The organism is Streptomyces sp. NPDC093591, assembly GCF_044764885.1.
GTDB lineage: Bacteria > Actinomycetota > Actinomycetes > Streptomycetales > Streptomycetaceae > Streptomyces.
This window is the reverse complement of record NZ_JBIWIY010000002.1, coordinates 96,954-117,071: the sequence shown is the minus strand read 5'-3', so window position 1 is coordinate 117,071 and position 20,118 is coordinate 96,954. Positions and strand designations below refer to the sequence as shown.

Sequence of the window (20,118 nt, the reverse complement as noted above, 5' to 3'; positions counted from 1 at the left end):
GTCACGCCCCTGCCTTGGCGACGCCGGTCGCGCCTTCGGGCAATGGCTTGTCCTCCGGTACGTCGAGCTGTCCGGTCTCGTGGAATTCGAGCTGCTTCCTGCGGTCGGCGACCAGGCCTTCGGGGCGGAAGCGCATCAGCAGCATCAGTGCGACGCCGAAGAGGAGCAGCTGGTATTCCGCCATGAACTGGAGCTTGGCCGGGATGAGGTAGAGCAGTGCGGCGCCGATGAGGGGGCCGCTGATGGTGCCCATGCCGCCGAGGATGACGGCGGCGAGCAGGAAGGCCGAGTTCGGGGGTACGGAGCCGGCGAACTGGTACTGCTCGGGGGTGACGCTGTAGGACACGTGGGCCTGGACGGTGCCGGCGAGGCCGGCGAGGGCGGCGCCGAGTGCGAAGGCGAGGAGCTTGAGGCGGAAGCCGTTGATGCCCATGGCGGTGGCGGCGGTTTCGTCTTCGCGGATGGCGACCCAGGCGCGGCCGATGCGGGATTCCGCGGAGCGGCGGAAGACCAGGACGACGATCGCCGTGCACAGCAGCATCAGCAGGTAGTAGTTGCCGGACCGGGTGAGCTCGGTGCCCAGGACGTTGTGCGGCAGCCCGAGGTTGAACCCGAAGATCTCCAGGTCCGGGATGTTGGGGATGCCGTTGGAGCCGTTGGTGACGTCCGGTCCGCTGTTGCCGTTCAGGTTGTTCATGGTGATGCGGAAGATCTCACCGAAGCCGAGCGTCACGATGGCGAGGTAGTCGCCGCGCAGTCGCAGGGTGGGGGCGCCGATGACCACGCCGAAGATCAGCGAGGCGGCGGCGCCGGTGAGGACTGCTGCCCAGAACGGGAATTCGACGCCGATGCTCGACTGGGGGGAGCCGGAGACCAGGGCGGCGGCGTAGGCGCCGACGCCGAGGAAGGCGACGTATCCGAGGTCGAGGAGGCCGGCGAGGCCGACGACGACGTTGAGGCCCAGGGCGACCGTGGCGAAGATCAGGATGTTCGCGCCGATGAGGGCGAACTGGTCGTTGCTCTGGGTGAAGGGGAAGCAGATCGCGGCGACGAAGGCTGCTGTCATGGCGACGTTGCGGTGTTTGGCGGTGAGTGCCGAGAGCCGCTTGAGGAGTCCTGCGCGGGTGACGGCGGTGAAGCCGAAGGCCGTGACGATGAGGAAGCCGATGAACAGTTCGGAGTACTCGGTGCCGATGCCGTACGCGAAGACGTAGAGGCCGATGCCGAAGCCGGCGGCGATGATGAGGATCTCCGCCCAGGAGGGCAGGTCCTTGGCGCGGCTGGGTTCGGGGGCGGTGAGTGAGTGGCGTATACGGCCCACGAGGTTGGGGGTCGGGTCGTCCGCGCTGTAGGGCTGGTCGAGGGGGAGGCCGAGGGCGCCGATGACTGCGATGAGGGCGCCGATGCCGGAGACCCAGGCGCCGGGTTCCAGGTTGACGAGGCCGCCGAGTTCCTGGCTGATGGCGCCCATGGCGTAGCCCGTGGTGCCGAACACGCCGAGGGCGGCGAGGAGGACGGGGCTGTTCTTGCCGCCGGGGGTGAGCCAGCCGAGGCCGCGGATGCCGTAGCCGGAGAGGGCGAACAGGAGGGTGAGCAGTGCTCCCACGAGCGTGAGCACCTGGAGGCCGCCGGGGTAGCCGGTGACGGTGAGGTTGCCGGGGAATTCCTTGGTCCAGGTCCAGGCGAGGAAGGTGCCGGTGAGGGCGAGGGCGGAGCCGGCGACGACCAGTGCGCGTGCCGCGGTGTGCGGCAGCGGGATGATGGGGGTGGCCGGGGCGGTGGACACCTTGGTGGTGTCGGGGGTCTTGTCCATGGGGGTTTCGGTGGTCATGGGTATCACGCCCGATCCGCGACGCGTTCGCCGAGCAGGCCTTGTGGCCTGAACAGGAGGACGAGGATGAGGAGGGCGAACGCCCATACGTCCTTCCAGGCGCCGCCGCCGAAGAGGTCCATGCCGGGGATGTCGCCGATGTAGCCGGTGGCGAGGGACTCGGCGACGCCGAGGACGACTCCGCCGAGCATGGCGCCGTAGATGTTGCCGATGCCGCCGAGGACGGCGGCGGTGAAGGCCTTGAGGCCCATCAGGAAGCCCATGCGGAAGCCGACCTGGCCGTTTTTGAGGCCGTAGGCGACGGCTGCGATGGCGGCGAACGCGGCGCCGATGGCGAAGGCCATGACGATGATGCGGTCGGTGTTGATGCCCATGAGCTTGGCCGTGTCGGGGTCCTGGGCGGTGGCCTGCATGCCGCGGCCGGAGCGCGTCTTGGTGACGAAGATGCCGAGGGCGAACATGCACAGCGGGGCGGCTATGAGTACGAAGAGGTCGCCGCGCTGGATGTTGGCGCCGAGGACGTCGATGGGGCCGCCTTCGAACTGCGGGAAGGGCTGGTCCTTCTTCGCGTCGGGGTACCACATCCATACGGCCTGCTGGAGGACGATGGACAGGCCGATGGCGGTGATGAGGGGTGCCAGGCGTGGCGCGGTGCGCAGTGGCCGGTAGGCGAAGCGTTCCGCCGCGGTGGCGACGGCGACGGAGACGATGATGCCGGCGAGGATCATGAGGGGGATCGCTGCGCCGAGGGCGAAGCCTTCGGGGAGTACCAACCAGACGGTGAGGGCCCCGAAGCCCCCGACCATGAAGATCTCGCCGTGGGCGAAGTTGATGAGCTGGACGATGCCGTAGACCATCGTGTAGCCGATCGCGATGAGTCCGTACATCGCGCCGAGGATGAGTCCATTGGCCAGCTGTTGCGGCAGTTCGTTCACCGCAGGGCCTCCGTGGAGTGGTTCGGATATGGCGCCGCGCGGGAGCGCTGATGGGTGCTCCCGCGCGGCCTGGATCAATGTGTGATGGGGGAGTGTTCTTTACTCGTCCTCTGTCAGCCCAGCTTGGGTTCGCCGCTGAACTCGGGCGTCCATGCGTTGCTCTTGACCTTGTAGGCGGTCATGGTGTGGTTCGTGGTGTCACCGAACTCGTCGAACGAGATGGGGCCGGTGACGCCGTCGAACTTGACCTTGGCCATGGCGTCCAGGACTGCCTTGCGGCCGTCGGACGGGACCTCGCCGTCGTTGCCTTCGACGGCCAGCTTGACGGCCTCGATGATGGCCCAGGTGGCGTCGTAGGTGAGGCCGCCGTAGGCCTCGTAGTCGTCCTCGTAGCCCGCGGCCTCGTAGTTCTTGATGAACGTCTTGGCGGAGTCGAGCTTCTCGACGGGTTCGCCCACGGAGGTGGCGAGGTCGCCTTCGGCCTTCTTGTTCAGCTTCGGGAACTCGCCGGAGTAGATGCCGTCGCCGCCCATGAGCGGGATGTTCTGGCCGCTGTCCTTGAGCTGCTGGCTCAGCGGGGCGGCGGCCGGGTACTCGCCGCCGTAGTAGAGGGCTTCGGCGCCGGTCTTCTTGATCTTGGCGACGACGGCGTTGAAGTCGCGGTCGTCGGGGTTGATGTGGTCGCTGCCGACGATCTTGCCGCCGAACTTGGTGAAGTTCGTCTTGAAGGAGGCGGCGAGGCCGGCGCCGTAGGTCTTCTGATCGTCGATCAGGTAGACCTTCTTGATCTTCGCCTGGTTGTACAGGTAGTCGGCGGCGAAGGCACCCTGGATCTCGTCCGTGGTGGCGGTACGGAAGAACGTCTTGAACTGGCGGACCGAGTCGCCGGTCTTCCAGCCGTCGCCCTGGGTGAGCTCGGTGCCGGTGTTGGCCGGGGAGATCTGGGTGAGGCCGGCGTCGTTGAACGGCTTCTGCATCTGCTGGGAGACGCTGGAGTTCAGCGGGCCGACGACGCCGAGGACGTCCTTGTTGCTGATGAACTTCTGGGCGTTCTGCTGGCCGACGGAGGGCTGGGCCTGGTCGTCGAGCGGTTCGATCTTGAACTCGACGCCCTTGACGAACTCCTGCTTGTTGGCCGTCTTGGCGGCGAGGTCGGCGGAGTTCTTCATGCCGAGGCCGAGTGCGGACAGGTCGCCGGTCAGCGGGGCGTCGAGGCCGATCACCACGGTGGTCTTGTCGCCGTTGCTGCTGTTGCCGCCCTCGTCACGCGACCCACAAGCCGTGAGTGTCAGCGATCCTGCCGCGAGTGCGGCGGTTATAGCGATGATCGAACGTTGACGCACGAATCAGGTCCTTTCCCTGGCACGGCGGTTCCCCATGGAGCGCGCCGAGTCGAGCGCTGGGCCGAAGTGGCTTCGAATCCGGTGGCTCGGTGACTGGCGGTGACTCTAAGCGTGTGGAGGGAACATGGAGGAGGCCCTGACCAAGGCTGTGACGCTCTTGTTATGACACGGGGTAACACAGAGCGGTACTCCGTGGGGGGAAGAGTGGATTTCCGGCCGATTCGCCCTGTCCACATAGTGAGAACTTGCAGCGTCCGCGCGTAGCTTCTTCACTAGTGTTCACATGTTTTGGTGATGACCAAAGTCGTGGCTGGAGGCTACCAGGGGGCTTCTGTCGTCTTGTGTGAGGGGTGCTCGCCGTGGGGGAACTGGCGGCTTGTATTGCGGCTGTATTACGTAGAGTTACGGCCGGGAAATAGGTTCGGATTCCTCGGCTATTTCGTGTATGGGCCACGAAAAGGAAAAGGCGACTGGCCCGGCCCACGCGCCTCCGGGCGGCTCGCCTTTGCGGTGTCTGTCGTCGCGCGACTTCTGTGACCGGCGGCGGTGTCCACGGTCTTGCGGAGGATCTCGTCCCGGCCGTCGGACAGGCCCATCGGGTGGTGAAGTCGCCGGTGGGGAGGGTGAGTTGCCCGTCCGGTCGGGGTGCGCGTCGCTCTGGGTGCCCGGCTGCCCGCCGTATCCGGCCACAAGGCCGGCGGCCGGCGGCGCCAGTATGAGCGCCGCCCCCTGCCGGCGGGCTCCTCCCGTCGTCATGCCTCGACGTTATGCCGCCCGGCGTCACGGTTCAACGGCAGGGAAAAACAAGGGTGTTGGCCGTAATGACACCGCCATCGGGGCGGTGGTGTCAGTTCGCCGCCCGGATGTGCTCCCCGTCGCCCGGGTTCACGTCCCGCAGCATGCAGGTCAGCCGCGCGCTGCACACCCGCCGACCCGCCTCGTCACTGATCACGATCTCGTACGTCGCCGTCGAGCGGCCCCGGTGCAGGGGTGTGGCCACGCCGGTGACGAGGCCGGAGCGGACGCCGCGGTGGTGGGTGCAGTTGAGGTCGACGCCGACCGCGATCTTGGAGCTGCCGGCGTGCAGCATCGACCCCACCGACCCGAGCGTCTCGGCGAGCACCGCGGAGGCGCCGCCGTGCAGCAGCCCGTACGGCTGGGTGTTCCCCTCCACCGGCATGGTCCCGACGACCCGCTCGGCGGACGCCTCCACGATCTGGACACCCATGCGCGTCCCGAGGTGCCCGGCGGAGAACAGGGCCGGCAGGTCGACGCCGAGCGCGGCGTACTCGTCGATGACCTCCTGCGGGAACGTCACGTGCTGCTGCTCGCCCATGGGTCCGGCTCCGTTCGTCGTGCTCAGTCGCGTTACAGGTCGACTGAGCAAACGCTCAGTCGGTCGCCGATTGTTCCAGACGTACGACGACGGACTTGCTGGCCGGGGTGTTGCTGGTGTCCGCGGTGGCGTCCAGTGGCACGAGGACGTTGGTCTCCGGGTAGTAGGCGGCCGCGCAGCCCCGGGCCGTCGGATACAGCACCACCCGGAAGCCGGGCGCCCGCCGCTCGACGCCGTCCTTCCACTCGCCGACCAGGTCGACGTACGACCCGTCGGCGATGTTCAGCCGCTGCGCGTCCTCGGGGTTGATCATGACGACCCGGCGGCCGTTCTTGATCCCCCGGTAGCGGTCGTCGAGGCCGTAGATCGTGGTGTTGTACTGGTCGTGCGAGCGCAGGGTCTGCAGCAGGAGCCGCCCCTCCGGCACCTCGGGGTACTCGACGGGGGCCGCCGTGAAGTTGGCCTTGCCGGTCGCCGTCGGGAAGCGGCGCTCGTCGCGCGGGGCGTGGGGGAGCGTGAAGCCGCCGGGGCGGGCCACGCGCGCGTTGAAGTCCTCGAAGCCGGGGATCACGCGCGCGATACGGTCCCGGATCGTCGCGTAGTCCTTCTCGAACTCCTCCCACGGGACCTGGCTGTCCTCGCCCAGGACCCGGCGGGCGAGCCGGCACACGATCGCCGGCTCGGACAGCAGATGCGCGCTCGCGGGCTCCAGGCGGCCACGGGAGGCGTGCACCATGCCCATGGAGTCCTCGACCGTCACGAACTGCTCGCCGCTGCCCTGGAGGTCGCGCTCGGTGCGGCCCAGCGTCGGCAGGATCAGCGCACGCGCGCCCGTGACGGCGTGGCTGCGGTTGAGCTTCGTCGACACGTGCACGGTCAGCCGGGCCCGGCGCATCGCCGCCTCGGTGACGTCCGTGTCCGGCGTGGCCGCCACGAAGTTGCCGCCCATCGCGAAGAAGACCTTCGCCTCACCGTCGCGCAGCGCCCGGATGGCCCGTACGACGTCGTAGCCGTGCTCACGCGGCGGCGCGAAGCCGAACTCCTTCTCCAGGGCGTCCAGGAAGGCCGGGGCGGGCCGCTCGAAGATGCCCATCGTGCGGTCGCCCTGCACGTTCGAGTGGCCGCGCACCGGGCACACGCCCGCGCCCGGGCGGCCGATGTTGCCGCGCAGCAGAAGGAAGTTGACGACCTCGCGGATGGTCGGCACGGAGTGCTTGTGCTGGGTGAGGCCCATGGCCCAGCACACGATGGTGCGCTGCGAGGCGAGGACCATGCCCATGACCTGGTCGATGTCCGCGCGGGTGAGGCCGGTCGCCGTCAGCGTCTCGTCCCAGTCCGCCGCGCGGGCGGCCGCGGCGAACTCCTCGTAGCCGTGGGTGTGTTCGCGGACGAACTCCTCGTCGACGGCGCCCTCGGTCTCGAGGATCAGCTTGTTGAGGAGGCGGAAGAGGGCCTGGTCGCCGCCGATGCGGATCTGCAGGAACAGGTCGGTGAGGGCGGCGCCCTTGAGCATGCCCTGGGGGGTCTGCGGGTTCTTGAACCGCTCCAGGCCGGCCTCGGGCAGCGGGTTGACGCTGACGATCTTCGCGCCGTTCTCCTTGGCCTTCTCCAGCGCGGAGAGCATGCGCGGGTGGTTCGTGCCCGGGTTCTGCCCGGCGACGATGATCAGGTCGGCCTTGTACAGGTCCTCCAGCAGGACGCTGCCCTTGCCGATGCCGATGGTCTCGGACAGCGCCGATCCGGACGACTCGTGGCACATGTTGGAGCAGTCCGGCAGGTTGTTCGTGCCGAGCTCGCGCGCGAAGAGCTGGTAGAGGAACGCGGCCTCGTTGCTGGTGCGACCGGAGGTGTAGAAAACGGCCTCGTCGGGGGAGCCGAGTGCGGTGATCTCCTCGCCGATGATGTCGAAGGCGCGCTCCCAGGTCACCGGCTCGTAGTGGGTGCCCCCTTCGGCGAGGAACATGGGGTGGGTGAGCCGCCCCTGCTGCCCCAGCCAGTAACCGCTCCTGGTCGCGAGATCGGCGACGGAGTGCGCGGCGAAGAACTCCGGGGTGACCCGGCGCAGGGTCGCCTCCTCGGCCACCGCCTTCGCGCCGTTCTCACAGAACTCCGCCTTGTGCCGGTGCTCCGGCTCCGGCCACGCGCACCCCGGGCAGTCGAAGCCGTCCTTCTGGTTGACCCGCAGCAACGTCAGCGCGGTGCGCTTCACACCCATCTGCTGCTGCGCGATGCGCAGGGTGTGCCCGATGGCCGGCAGCCCCGCCGCCGCGTGCTTCGGCTCCGCGACCTGGGGCGCGTCCTGAACCGGATCACCCTTGGGCGGCTTGGTGGCCATCGCGCACTCTCCCTGTCTTCTCGTTCACCACGGGAACGCCTCGCCGACACCTGCGCTCCCGCGGGTCACCGGCTGTGTACACGTGTGAGGTACATCTCCGATCCTCGCATGGGGGACTGACAACGTGGGGGGTGGGATTGGGGAGGGGCTGGGGGCGGTGGCTGTAGGGAGGGGAGTGGAGCGGGTGTCGGTGGTAGGGATGCCCGGCGGCGGAGGGGCCGGTGGTCGTGATGCCCGGCGGCGGAGGGGGGGCCGGTGGTCGTGATGCGGGCCAGCGCTGCATGACGGGCGTTCTGCGGGCGCCGGAGCCGACAGAGGGGCGGGGGCACGCACCGGACATCGCCGCTGGGGGGCGGCACCGCATCCGCTCATGGTGCTCGGTCCGGCCCGTGCCGACGTGCGCTGCTCTTCTTACTCCGGTTACTCCGGTTCCTGCCCTGAGCGCCCGGACGCGTTGCGCGGCGCAGCCGCGTCCGTCACCTCTGCCGTCGCCGGGGAGACGCGCGGTTTATGGGGCTCGTGACGGACTGCCCCGGCGGCGGCCCGCCCTGGTCCGCGCGTCCCGGAGCCCTCGCCGACTTCTGCGCCGTTCCCGCTTCTTCCCTTGGCGGCCCCGGACGCGCTGCCCGGTTCCTCCGGGGCTGGTCGTCTCCGCCGCCGCTTCCTGTGCGCGCCGCCCTTCTTCGTCTCGCGGCCCGCTCCCCTTTCTTCCCCGGACGCTTCCTTTCTTCCCGCAGGCCGTCCCTCTCCGTCCCGCTGTGCGCTGCCCTGCTCCCCGTGGTCCGGCTCTCTTCTGCCCCCCGCCGCTCCCTTCTCTCCGCGACTCGCCCCTCCCCCCCCAGCAGCGCTGCCTCCCGGCCCTCCCGCGCCCCGCTCCCGTGGCCCCCGGCGTCGCCGCTGCTCCACCCCACCCCACTCCACCCCGCTCCGCCCCCGGCGCATCCTCACCGCCGCGACGGCGATCAACGCCACATCGGAGCCCGGCCCTGTCGGGCCGGCCGGGCCCCCGGTGGGGACCGACTGTCAGTGGGGCGTGGCAGGATCGGGGGCGTGGCAGAGACAGCATCGAAGCAGACCGAGACCAACCCCGGCGGCAGCCGGCCCCGCCTGATGCTCATGGATGGGCACTCGCTGGCCTACCGCGCGTTCTTCGCGCTGCCCGCGGAGAACTTCACGACCGCGACGGGCCAGCCGACGAACGCGATCTACGGCTTCGCGTCGATGCTGGCCAACACCCTGCGCGACGAGGCGCCCACCCACTTCGCGGTGGCCTTCGACGTGTCCCGCAAGACCTGGCGCTCCGCGGAGTTCACCGAGTACAAGGCGAACCGCTCCAAGACCCCGGACGAGTTCAAGGGCCAGGTCGAGCTGATCGGCGAGCTGCTCGACGCGATGCACGTCTCACGGTTCGCGATCGACGGCTTCGAGGCCGACGACGTGATCGCCACCCTCGCCACCCAGGCCGAGTCCGACGGCTTCGAGGTGCTGATCGTCACCGGCGACCGTGACTCCTTCCAGCTCGTCAGCGAGCACACCACGGTGCTGTATCCGACGAAGGGCGTCTCCGAGCTGACCCGCTTCACCCCGGAGAAGGTCTTCGAGAAGTACGGATTGACGCCCGCCCAGTACCCCGACTTCGCGGCCCTGCGCGGCGACCCGTCCGACAACCTGCCGGGCATCCCGGGCGTCGGCGAGAAGACGGCAGCGAAGTGGATCAACCAGTTCGGCTCGTTCGCCGAGCTGGTCGAGCGCGTCGAGGAGGTCAAGGGCAAGGCCGGCCAGAACCTCCGCGACCACCTGGAGGCCGTCAAGCTCAACCGCCGGCTGACCGAGCTGGAGCGGAACGTCGAGCTGCCCAAGACCGTCGCCGACGTCGCGCGCGTGCCGTACGACCGCAAGGCCGTCGCGATGATCCTGGACACCCTGGAGATCCGTAACCCCTCCCTGCGCGAGCGGCTCTTCGGCGTCGACCCCGGAGCCGAGGAGGCCGAGACCACGCCGATCGCCACCGACGGCGTGGAGCTGGACGGCTCGGTGCTCGGCACCGGCGAGCTGGCCCCCTGGCTGGCGGAGCACAGCGGCGAGGTGCTCGGCGTGGCCACCGTCGACACCTGGGCGCTGGGCACCGGTTCGGTCGCCGAGGTCGCGCTCGCGGCGGGCGACGGCGCGGCCGGCTGGTTCGACCCGGCGGAGCTGGACGAGGCCGACGAGAAGGCGTTCGCGGCCTGGCTGGCCGATGCCGACAAGCCGAAGGTCTTCCACAACGCCAAGGGGGCGATGCGGGTCTTCGCCGAGCACGGCTGGAGCATCGCCGGTGTGCGCATGGACACCGCGCTCGCCGCCTACCTGGTCAAGCCGGGCCGCCGCTCCTTCGACCTGGACGCCCTGTCCCTGGAGTACCTGCACCGCGAGCTGGCCCCCGCCGCCGCGGCCGACGGCCAGCTGGCCTTCGGTGCGGACGACGGCGCCGAGGCCGAGGCGCTGATGATCCAGGCCCGTGCCGTCCTCGACCTGGGCGAGGCCTTCGAGGGCAAGCTCCAGGAGGTCGGTGCGGCGGACCTCCTGCGGGACATGGAGCTGCCGACCTCCGCGCTGCTGGCCCGCATGGAGCGACACGGCATCGCGGCCGACCGGGCCCACCTGGAGGCCATGGAGCAGATGTTCGCGGGCGCCGTGCAGCAGGCCGTGAAGGAGGCGCACGCGGCGGCCGGGCACGAGTTCAACCTGGGCTCGCCCAAGCAGCTCCAGGAGGTCCTCTTCGGCGAGCTCGCGCTGCCCAAGACGAAGAAGACGAAGACGGGCTACACCACGGACGCCGACGCCCTGGCCTGGCTCGCCACCCAGACCGACAATGAGCTGCCGGTCATCATGCTCCGCCACCGCGAGCAGGCGAAGCTCCGCGTCACCGTCGAGGGTCTGATCAAGACGATCGCGACGGACGGCCGTATCCACACGACGTTCAATCAGACGGTCGCGGCGACCGGTCGGCTTTCCTCCACGGACCCGAACCTGCAGAACATCCCGGTCCGCACGGACGAGGGCCGGGCGATCCGCCGGGGCTTCGTGGTGGGCGAGGGTTTCGAGTCCCTGATGACCGCGGACTACAGCCAGATCGAACTGCGCGTGATGGCCCACCTGTCCGAGGACGAGGGCCTGATCGAGGCGTTCACCTCGGGCGAGGACCTGCACACCACGGCCGCCTCGCAGGTGTTCGCGGTGGAACCTGCCGCGGTGGACGCGGAGATGCGCCGCAAGATCAAGGCCATGTCGTACGGCCTCGCCTACGGCCTGTCGGCCTTCGGCCTCTCCCAGCAGCTGAACATCGACGCGGGTGAGGCCCGCGCGCTGATGGACGCCTACTTCGAGCGCTTCGGCGGCGTACGGGACTATCTGCGCCGCGCGGTCGACGAGGCCCGGGCGACGGGGTACACGGCGACGCTCTTCGGCCGCCGCCGCTACCTCCCCGACCTCAACAGCGACAACCGTCAGCGCCGTGAGGCGGCCGAGCGCATGGCCCTCAACGCCCCCATCCAGGGCACGGCGGCGGACATCGTCAAGATCGCCATGCTCAACGTGGACCGGGCCCTGCGCGAGGCGAACCTCACCTCCCGCATGCTCCTCCAGGTCCACGACGAGATCGTCCTGGAAATCGCCCCCGGCGAACGCGAGGCCGCGGAAGAACTGGTCCGCCGCGAAATGTCCAACGCCGTCCAGCTCAGCGTCCCCCTGGGCGTCTCGGTCGGTTCGGGCCCGGACTGGGAGTCGGCGGCCCACTAGCCTCCGACACCGGGCCACATCTCGATGCCGGGCCAGTTCCCCAACCGGCCCGGCATCCCGGCCGCCTTTCGGTGAGCGGTGCTGCAGCGCCCCAAAGGGGCGCGGGACCGTATCGATTTGCGGCTCCGCCGCGCGGGCGCGACCAGCCACAACCCACCCGCAGCCCCCGAAACCACCGCAACCCGGCACACGCAGCGGCCCGGGCCCCACCCCCGGAGGGACTCGTCACTCGCGTGGCCCCCGCAAAAGCGCACCCCACGCCCGCCGCCCGTAAGGATGCGGACATGGGTATACGCACGCTCCACCGCCGGCCATCCCCGGCACCGGCGCAAGCGAACGCCGAGAAGGCCCCGTCCGAAGCGCAGCCGTCGCTCCCACCCTTCGCCCCCGGCGCAAGCACCGCCCGCATCCCCGCCGACCTGCTGGGCACCCTGCGGAAAACGGCGGTGATCGCCCGCCGCAGCCTGGCCCACCGGGCACAAGGATGGGCCGAGCTGACCCGCAGCTACCTGGCCCTGGCCCTCACCCTGCTGCCACGGTCCCGCCCCGCAGGAACCGTCACCGTGTTCGTCGCTTCCGTCGCCCCCGTCGGCACGCTCACCGAGCCACCGGACGGCTCGGCTCCTTACCGGTCTCACCCGCACCCGCGCTGCCAGGGCCCGGGGCCGGACGCCACACCCTGACGCCCGCGGCGTACAGCAGCAGCCCCAGGACGAGTCCCGCGCCCGCGCCGAAGCACACCGCCGGAATCAGCTCCCAGTACTTCGCGGTCGAACCCCAATAGGCCCACCAGCGCGACGCCCGCTGCACCGCGGCCACCGCGGCGATTCCGCCGATCACCGCCCCGGCCAACCACCGGTCCCGTACGGAAAGCACCGGCACCGCGACCGGCGCGGCCGCAGGGGTCCGCCGTAGCGCCACGAGCACGAACGCGGCGATGACGACCGCGGCGAGAGCCGAACCGCCGTACTGCAGATACCAGTACAGAGGCGAGCCCGCGATCTCCTCGCCCAGCACGGGAAACAGCCGCATCCCCCAGCGGTCGAGATGCGTGAACGCGTCCCACACGACATGCGTCAGCGCGCCGAGCACGGCCGAGACGTACCAGCGCAGCGCCAGCGACAGCCCTGCACGCGCGCGTGGCGCCCCGCAGCGCAACAGCGTGGCCACCCGCGCCTGTCGCCGCACCGGAAGCAGCGCCACCAGCGGCTCGCGCAGCAGCAGCCACAGGCCCACCAGTGCCCAGGCGATCAGCACGTCGATGGTGAACACGCCCGCGAACGAGTGCGTGACATCGCCGAACTCCATCGCCCCGGACAGGACACTCGCCGCGTAATAGGTCATGTCGGGCGCGAAGGAACCCGCCACCAACACGGCCGGTACGAGCGCGGCGCGGCCGGTTCCGTCGGTGCGTACGGCGGGCAGTACGGCCGCCGCATGGCTCAGCGTGAACGGCAACGGGGCTCCTTGCGCGGGAGGTTGACGGGTCAGGTCCGCCCCGGTCGGCGGCGAAGCCGGTGCCGGGGACGTACGACGGCCAGTATGCGGGACGTCCGACAGGCGGACCGCACACGCCCAACTGGTAAAAATCGGGCACCAACGGGTGCCCGCGCAAAGGAAGTTGTCGTAGGGTCGCCTGGGTCACCGTGCCGGGTGTGCGGTCGAACGCGCGAACGGCGCATGAAATCGCGCCGCGGGGGCAACTGTCGCGGCGAGTCGATCGTCACAACAGGGGCGGGCCCGGCATGGCGGGCCCGGCAGACAGAGACGGGCGCTCGGGCGTCCACGGGAGGGGTTCGCTCTATGGCGGCGGAATTCGGCAGGCTGCGCAAGGGGGCGGTGAACACCACGGTGGCCGCGGTCGTGGTCGCGGCACTGGCAGCGTCCCAGGCTCCCGGGGTGACGACCGACGACGCCGGCAGAAAGGTCACCACCGGAACCCAGCCCTCGGCCGACACGCCCGCCGAGGACAGCGCGACCGGCAACTCGCCGTACTACACGGACCTGCCGCCGCTCAACAGCCCCAGCCCGTCGCCCACGACCAGCACCCCGGTCACCCCGGGCGCCTCCGAGGCGGGCATCCCCGCGACCGTCCTCGACGCGTACAAGAAGGCCGCGACCGCGCTCCAGGAGGCCAAGCCCGGCTGCAACCTGGAATGGCAGCTGCTCGCCGCCATCGGCAAGGTCGAGTCCGGCCAGGCCCGCGGCGGCCGCGTCGACGCGAACGGCACCACGATCACCCGGATCCTCGGCCCGCAGCTCAACGGCAACGGCTTCGCGAACATCAGCGACACCGACAACGGCGCCTACGACGGGGACGCCTCGTACGACCGTGCCGTCGGCCCCATGCAGTTCATCCCCTCCACCTGGGAGTGGGCCGGCCGCGACGGCAACGCGGACGGCAAGAAGGACCCCAACAACGTCTACGACGCCGCACTCGCCGCCGGCCACTACCTGTGCCGCTTCGGCTGGGACCTGTCCACCCGGAGCGACCTCAGCAGCGCGATCCTCAGTTACAACAACTCGCAGGACTACCTGAACCTGGTCCTGAAGTGGCTGGAGTACTACCGCAAGGGCACGCACGCGATCCCGGACGGCACCGGCACCCTCCCGGCCGACCGCAGTGACGACAACGCCGGAGCCAGTCCCTCGCCGTCCCCCACACCGCCCAGGACGCCGACGACGCCCAGCACCCCCGCCAAGCCCGGCGGCAACGGCGGCTCCACGAGCCCGAAGCCGACCCCGCCGACCACCACGCCGCCCAGCACCACGCCCCCCACCCCCACCGACACGGTGGACCACCTGGAGGACGCGGGCACCGCGAAGCTCACCGCGATGGCGGGCGACACCTTCACCGAGAAGGTCAGCGCCCGCGCCGAGACCGAGGCCGGCAAGGCCGTCGCCAAGGTCCGGATCCGTTTCACGATCGTCGGCCGGACCGACGCCACCTTCACCGGCGGCGAGAAGTACGCGGCCGTCGTGACCAACAGCGCCGGTGAGGCGGTCGCGCCCGCACTGAAGGCGGGCGAGGACACGGGCGAGTTCGTCGTCCGCGCCACCGTCGTCGGCCGTTCGATCCCCGGCCTCGACTACACGGCCACCGTCACCGAGCGCGCCGCCGACACCCTCACCCGCACCAGCGACACCGCGCTGACCTGCACCCCGGGCGGCGAGTTCGCCGACCAGGTCGAGGTGAAGGCGACCTACAAGGGCGCCGTGGCGGACAAGGTCGCGGCCACCGCCACGCTCATCAAGTCGGCGGACGACCCGACCGAGAACGACAAGGGCCCCTACTTCAAGGACGCCGACGGCAAGACCGTACGCACCCTGACCGGACTGACGACGGACGCGAACGGCCTGCTCAAGCTGCCGAAGCTGTACGCCGACGACACCACGGGTACGTTCCTGCTCCGCGTCAACACCGCGGGCGGCGCCACCCTGACCGTCGAGCTGAAGGTGGCGGCGGCCGAGACGTCGCCCACCCCGACCCCCTCGGAGTCGACGTCCGGGTCGGCATCGCCGAGCCCGACCGCGTAGGCGCCGGACGAGACGACGACGAAGGGCGCCCCTCCGCCACGGTGGACCGGGCGCCCTTCGTTGTGTGTGCAACGTGTTCTCATCTCGCCCGCCCGTTGCTACGGTGCCGTTCCTGACGATGTATCAGTTCCGCGGTCCTGAAGGTTCCGTCCGCCGGGAGGCAGGCATGCGCGCCCTGATCGCCGCCGCGACCGGTCTCGCCGCCGCGTTCGCCCTGGTCCTCGCGATCACGGCCATGGGCGCACCGACCGGCGAGACATCGCCGAAGCCGCTGCTGACGACGGTCCCCGCACACCCGTAACCGCCCGTCCGCGTCACGCCCGTCCGGGAGGGAGGCCGAGATGCGCCGCAAGGCCGGCCTGATCCTGCTCGCCCTCGCCGTGTTCTTCGCGGCACTGTCCCCGCTGGTGCGCTGGTACGCCTTCCCCCGCCTGGCCAAGATCCCGGCGAACCAGTACCAGGACATGGTCCTGGAGGCGAAGGACGCGACCCTCCTCGACTACGGCACGATGAAGGCCCGCAAGGTCTCCAAGGTCACCATCGTGCAGACGCTCAAGGGCAACGTCGAAGCCTCGGAGAAGATCGAGGCAACGGCCGGAAAGGACGTCGTCGTCTGGGACGGCCTGTCCTATGTCGTCGGCCCCGACGGCAAGATGGTCTCCAAGATCCCCGAGCGCTACATCTTCGACGCCCACACCCAGGAACCCGTCCACGCCACCGGCGAGATGGTCGACGGCGACCCGGTGAAACGGCAGGGCATCGAGTTCAAGTGGCCCTTCCTGACGGAGAAACGGGACTACGAGTACTTCGACGCCCAGGCGCGAGTGACGGCCCCCATCCACTACAAGGGGACGCAGAACTTCCGCGGCGTCGACGTCTACTACTTCGAGCAGACCATCCCGTGGACCAAGGTGAAGTTCCCCAGGACCATGCCGGTCGAGGGCATCACCCCGGAGTCGGTGGCCAAGACCGGCACGACCCGCTGGTACACCACGGTCCGCAAGTTCTGGGTCGAACCCCTCACCGGCGCCCCCGTCTACGGCGAGGAGATCCACAAGGAGGAACTGCGCGGCGGCACCCTGCTCGGCGGCCGCGACAAGGTGACGGCGTTCGCGGGCCACGTGAAGATGCGCGAGGACTACATCGACTCCACGGTGGACCTGGTCAAGTCCAACCGCACGCTGGTCCTGCTGATGACGTCGTACCTCCCCTGGGGCTTCCTGATCCTGGGGCTGCTGCTCCTGTCCCTCTCCCTCTACCTGGAGGCACGCGGCCGCCGCCCCGGCGACCCGGAGCCGACGAGGAACACCGACCCGGAACCGGTCAGCGCCTGAGCCGGGCGTTGGTGTGCCGGGTCGGCTCGGCGGTGGCGGGGTCCTCGGGCCACGGATGCTTCGGATAACGGCCGCGCAGCTCCGCCCGCACGCCCTTGTAGCCGTCCTTCCAGAAGGAGGCGAGGTCGGCGGTGACGGCCGCGGGGCGCCCGGCGGGGGAGAGCAGATGGACCAGCAGCGGCACCCCGGCCACGGAGGGCGACTCGTGCAGCCCGAACATCTCCTGCAACTTCACGGCCAGGACGGGCTGTTCGGGATTGCCGTAGTCGATCCGGATTCCGGACCCACTGGGTACGGTGATCCGCTCCGGCGCCAGCTCGTCGAGCCGCCCGGCCTCCCCGGAGGCCCACGGCAGCAGCCGAGCCAGCGCCGCCCCCGCGTCGATCCGCGCCAGGTCGGCCCGCCGGCGGGCCCGGCTCAGCTCGGGCTCCAACCACTCGTCCACGCGCGCGTGCAGCGCGTCGTCGCGGACGTCGGGCCAGGGCGCGCCGAGATGCAGATGCAGAAAGGCGAGCCGCTGCCGCAGCACGCCGGCGTCGGGGGACCAGCGCAACAGGCCGAGCCCTTCCTGCCGTAGACCTTCGAGCAGCGCCTCGCGTACGAGTACGGGATCGGCGTCCGTCAACGGCCGCTGCGCGAGCTCGATCGCCCCGAGCCGTTCGACCTGCCGGGCGACGACGTCCCCGTCGGCCCAGTGGACCTCCTGGCTCGCGGAGTGCAGCGCGCCCGCCGCCGATCGGGCCAGGTCCTCGTCCACCACGGCGGCGAGCTGCACGCGTGCGTGCCCCTTGCCGACGGGTCGGTCCGCGACGGCCACGGCGATCCACGGGGCGCCGCGCAGGGGGCTGCCGTCAGCGAGTTCGGCGCGGGTGCCGGAGGCCATGAGGTAGGAACCGCCCTCGGCTCTGGCAACGCGCTCGGGGAAGGCGAGGGCGGCGACGAGGCCCGCGGTGCGGTCGTCCGCGCCGTGCGCCGACGCGCCGGCGCTGCCCGCCCGCAACCGCCGCACCTCCGTACGCCACCGCCCCGCATAGGCGTCACCGCCCCGCCGAGCCGCGCGCAGAGCGCCGGCCAGATCGTCCCCGTACTCCCTCGGGGCCTCCTCGCTCAGCAGGGCGACCACCTCGGCACCCGCACCGGGTGTGTCCAGCAGCGCCCTCCCCAAGCGGGGATGCAGCCCCAGCCGGGCCAGCTCAGTACCCCGAGCCGTGGCCCGCCCGTCACGGTCCACCGCCCCGATGGCCGTCAGTACGCTCCGCGCCGCCGCCATCGCCCCACCCGGCGGCGGATCCAGCAACGCCAGCCCGGCGGCCTCCGGATCACCCCAGCACGCCGCCTGCAACGCGAACGCCGTCAGGTCGGCCACCTTGATCTCCGGCGACGGGAACCGCGGCAACCGCGCGTCCTCGGCCTCCGCCCAGCAGCGGTACACCGCCCCCGGCGCCTCACGCCCGGCCCGCCCCGCCCGCTGCCGCCCGGCAGCCTGCGAGGCCCGTACCGTCGTCAGGGCGCTCAGCCCGCGCGCGTGATCGACGCGAGGCTCCCGCGCCAGCCCCGAGTCGACGACGACGCGCACACCCGGAACCGTCAGCGACGACTCCGCCACGGCCGTCGCCAGCACCACCCGGCGCCGCTCCCCGCCCGCCAGCACCGCGTCCTGCACGGCCGTCGGCGCCCGCCCGTGCACCTGGAGCACCTCGACGTCCCCGAGCTCTCCCAGCTGCCCGGCCACCCGCGCGATCTCGCCCACACCCGGCAGGAAACACAGCACATCCCCGGCCCGCTCGGCCAGCGCCCGCCGCACCACCGACGCCACGTGCGTCAGCAGCGCCGGGTCGACCCGCATACCGTGCGGCGGCCGTACGGGACGCGCAGGCGGCGCCCAGACCACCTCCACGGGATGCGACACGCCCTCGGCCTCGACCACCGGCGCGTCACCCAGCAGCCGCGCCCACCCCTGCGCGTCCGTCGTCGCCGACGCGGCCAGCAGCCGCAGCTCCGGCCGCAGCGTCTGCCGTACGTCCCACAGGAACGCCGCCACCGTGTCCGCGTCCAGATGCCGCTCGTGGCACTCGTCGAGCACCACCACGTCCACACCCGCGAGCTCCTGGTCGCGCTGCAACCGCTGGAGCAGCACACCGGTCGTGACGACCTCCACGCGCGCGTGCCGTCCGACGACCCGCTCCCCGCGCACGGTGTACCCGACGCTCTCGCCGGCCTTCTCGCCCAGCAGCCACGCCATCCGCCGCGCGGCGGCCCGGGCCGCGATCCGCCGCGGCTCGGCGACGACGACCCGCCGCGCCGGCCCCTCGCCGAGCAGCCCCGCCAGAGCCAGCGGCACCAGGGTCGTCTTGCCGGTGCCGGGCGGCGCGACGAGCACCGCGGTGCCGTGCCCGTCCAGGGCGTCGGCCAGACCGGGCAGGGCACCGCGTACGGGCAGCGCGTCCAGGGCGTCGTAACGGATCACGCTCTCAGTCCCGTACGCACACGAAGATCGCCGTCCCCGGGATCAGGTTCCCGCGCAGCGGCGACCAGCCGCCCCACTCCGCGGAGTTCCAGGCCGGCCACTCCGGCTCCACCAGGTCCACCAGCCGGAAGCCCGCCGCCACGACGTCCCGCACCCGGTCGCCGACCGTGCGGTGGTGCTCGACGTACACCGCGCGGCCCTCGTCGTCCTGCTCCACGTACGGCGTGCGGTCGAAGTAGGACGCGGAGACGGACAGGCCCTCCGGACCCGGCTCGTCGGGGAAGGCCCAGCGGATGGGATGGGTGACGGAGAAGACGAAGCGTCCGCCCGGCCGCAGCACCCGCCGCACCTCCCGCAGCACCAGCACCGGGTCGGCGACGAACGGCAGCGCCCCGTACGCCGAGCAGGCCAGGTCGAAGGAGCCGTCGGCGAAGGGAAGGGCGCCCGCGTCGGCGCAGACCAGGGGGAACGCGCCCCCGATGCGCAGGGCGTGCTGCAACTGACGGTGGGAGAGGTCCAGGGCGACCGGGCGGGCCCCCTGCGCGGCCAGCCAGCGCGAGCACTGGGCTGCTCCCGCGCCGATCTCCAGGACGTCCTTGCCCTTGAGGTCCTCCGGCGCGCCGAGCAGCTCGGCCTCCACCTCGTCCAGGCCCTCGGGGCCCCACACGAAGCGGTCGTCGCCGAGGAACGTGCCGTGCTCGATCTGGTACTCGTCGGCGTTGCGGTCCCACCAACCCCGGTTGGCGCGGGAGCTCTCCGCGACCCCGGCGTCGCGCCGGGTGGCCTCCGGTTCGGCGGAAGCGTCGGACGAGTCGTCGGACGCGATCTCGGGCGATACGGGCTCTTGGATGATCGGCTCCCTCGTCGTACTCTTCCGTCACCTGAATGGCGCGGCCTCTCCCGGCGGTGTCACGCAAGAGGCCTCCCAAGGCCTGCGTGGCCTCAAGGGACAGGTTTTGTGCCGGGTATGCGGCGATCCGCCCCGGGTGTGCGGCTTCGCGCATTGACCCTGCCCGGCTGCCCCCGTATGCTACAAGTTGCGCTGCGGGCCTGCGCACCTCAGACGTAGCAGGCTGCGCTCGCATCTGTTGTATGTCCCCTCGGTTGTCGAGGCGCATCACCGGCGTTGGTGAGGCGCTTCCTTGGCTGTCCGGCTTCTTCAGAGCGATACGGGCTCCCGGCGTAGCAGTACCTACGACTTCAATGTCCGTACCGGAGCCCTT

General features: G+C 70.8%; 13 protein-coding genes. 5 read left to right on the top strand and 8 right to left on the bottom strand.

Features of this window, described 5'->3' with window-relative positions:
• Position 1: 1 nt before the first annotated feature.
• The 5 genes from ACIREI_RS03935 to ACIREI_RS03915 form a co-directional block, all read right to left on the bottom strand.
• Positions 2-1,813: a branched-chain amino acid ABC transporter permease gene (locus tag ACIREI_RS03935; RefSeq protein WP_403328032.1), complete on the bottom strand. Its 1,812-nt coding sequence runs from the start codon at positions 1,811-1,813 to the stop codon at positions 2-4.
• Between the two features lie 23 nt (positions 1,814-1,836).
• Positions 1,837-2,766 carry a branched-chain amino acid ABC transporter permease gene (locus ACIREI_RS03930; RefSeq protein WP_403327075.1) on the bottom strand — a complete coding sequence of 310 codons (930 nt, stop codon included), beginning with the start codon at positions 2,764-2,766 and terminating at the stop codon, positions 1,837-1,839.
• 113 nt (positions 2,767-2,879) lie between these two features.
• On the bottom strand, positions 2,880-4,109 hold the full coding sequence (locus ACIREI_RS03925) for a branched-chain amino acid ABC transporter substrate-binding protein (protein WP_403327073.1): 1,230 nt from the start codon (positions 4,107-4,109) through the stop codon (positions 2,880-2,882).
• An 847-nt stretch (positions 4,110-4,956) separates the two neighbouring features.
• Positions 4,957-5,445 (bottom strand): hotdog fold thioesterase, encoded by a 489-nt coding sequence (locus ACIREI_RS03920; RefSeq protein ID WP_403327072.1) that lies wholly within the window; start codon positions 5,443-5,445, stop codon positions 4,957-4,959.
• Positions 5,446-5,500: 55 nt separating this feature from the next.
• Positions 5,501-7,780 (bottom strand): FdhF/YdeP family oxidoreductase, encoded by a 2,280-nt coding sequence (locus tag ACIREI_RS03915; protein ID WP_403327070.1) that lies wholly within the window; start codon positions 7,778-7,780, stop codon positions 5,501-5,503.
• Between the two features lie 1,050 nt (positions 7,781-8,830).
• Between ACIREI_RS03915 and polA the strand changes: the two genes are divergently transcribed.
• Together polA and ACIREI_RS03905 are read left to right on the top strand one after the other, a co-directional pair.
• On the top strand, positions 8,831-11,557 hold the full coding sequence (gene polA / locus ACIREI_RS03910) for a DNA polymerase I (RefSeq protein WP_403327068.1): 2,727 nt from the start codon (positions 8,831-8,833) through the stop codon (positions 11,555-11,557).
• 284 nt (positions 11,558-11,841) lie between these two features.
• Positions 11,842-12,240, top strand: a complete 399-nt coding sequence (locus ACIREI_RS03905; RefSeq protein ID WP_403327066.1) for a hypothetical protein — start codon at positions 11,842-11,844, stop codon at positions 12,238-12,240.
• On the opposite strand, the gene ACIREI_RS03900 is transcribed toward ACIREI_RS03905, so the two are convergent.
• Positions 12,155-13,015 carry a DUF4184 family protein gene (locus ACIREI_RS03900; protein WP_403327064.1) on the bottom strand — a complete coding sequence of 287 codons (861 nt, stop codon included), beginning with the start codon at positions 13,013-13,015 and terminating at the stop codon, positions 12,155-12,157. The genes ACIREI_RS03905 and ACIREI_RS03900 overlap by 86 nt on opposite strands.
• Before the next feature lie 345 nt (positions 13,016-13,360).
• On the opposite strand from ACIREI_RS03900, the gene ACIREI_RS03895 reads away from it, so the two are divergent.
• From ACIREI_RS03895 to ACIREI_RS03885, 3 genes are all read left to right on the top strand, one after another.
• The gene (locus ACIREI_RS03895) at positions 13,361-15,094 is read left to right on the top strand and encodes a lytic transglycosylase domain-containing protein (RefSeq protein WP_403327062.1); all 1,734 of its coding nucleotides are present in this window, start codon (positions 13,361-13,363) and stop codon (positions 15,092-15,094) included.
• 166 nt (positions 15,095-15,260) lie between these two features.
• Positions 15,261-15,395 (top strand): SPW_0924 family protein, encoded by a 135-nt coding sequence (locus ACIREI_RS03890; protein WP_403327060.1) that lies wholly within the window; start codon positions 15,261-15,263, stop codon positions 15,393-15,395.
• 40 nt (positions 15,396-15,435) lie between these two features.
• Positions 15,436-16,428: a DUF3068 domain-containing protein gene (locus ACIREI_RS03885; protein ID WP_403327058.1), complete on the top strand. Its 993-nt coding sequence runs from the start codon at positions 15,436-15,438 to the stop codon at positions 16,426-16,428.
• Here ACIREI_RS03885 and hrpB read toward each other — a convergent pair.
• Together hrpB and ACIREI_RS03875 are read right to left on the bottom strand one after the other, a co-directional pair.
• Positions 16,418-18,895 carry an ATP-dependent helicase HrpB gene (gene hrpB / locus ACIREI_RS03880; protein ID WP_403327056.1) on the bottom strand — a complete coding sequence of 826 codons (2,478 nt, stop codon included), beginning with the start codon at positions 18,893-18,895 and terminating at the stop codon, positions 16,418-16,420. The two genes, ACIREI_RS03885 and hrpB, sit on opposite strands and share 11 nt — an antisense overlap.
• Positions 18,896-18,899: 4 nt before the next feature.
• Positions 18,900-19,748 (bottom strand): class I SAM-dependent methyltransferase, encoded by an 849-nt coding sequence (locus ACIREI_RS03875; protein ID WP_403328030.1) that lies wholly within the window; start codon positions 19,746-19,748, stop codon positions 18,900-18,902.
• Between the last annotated feature and the right edge of the window lie 370 nt (positions 19,749-20,118).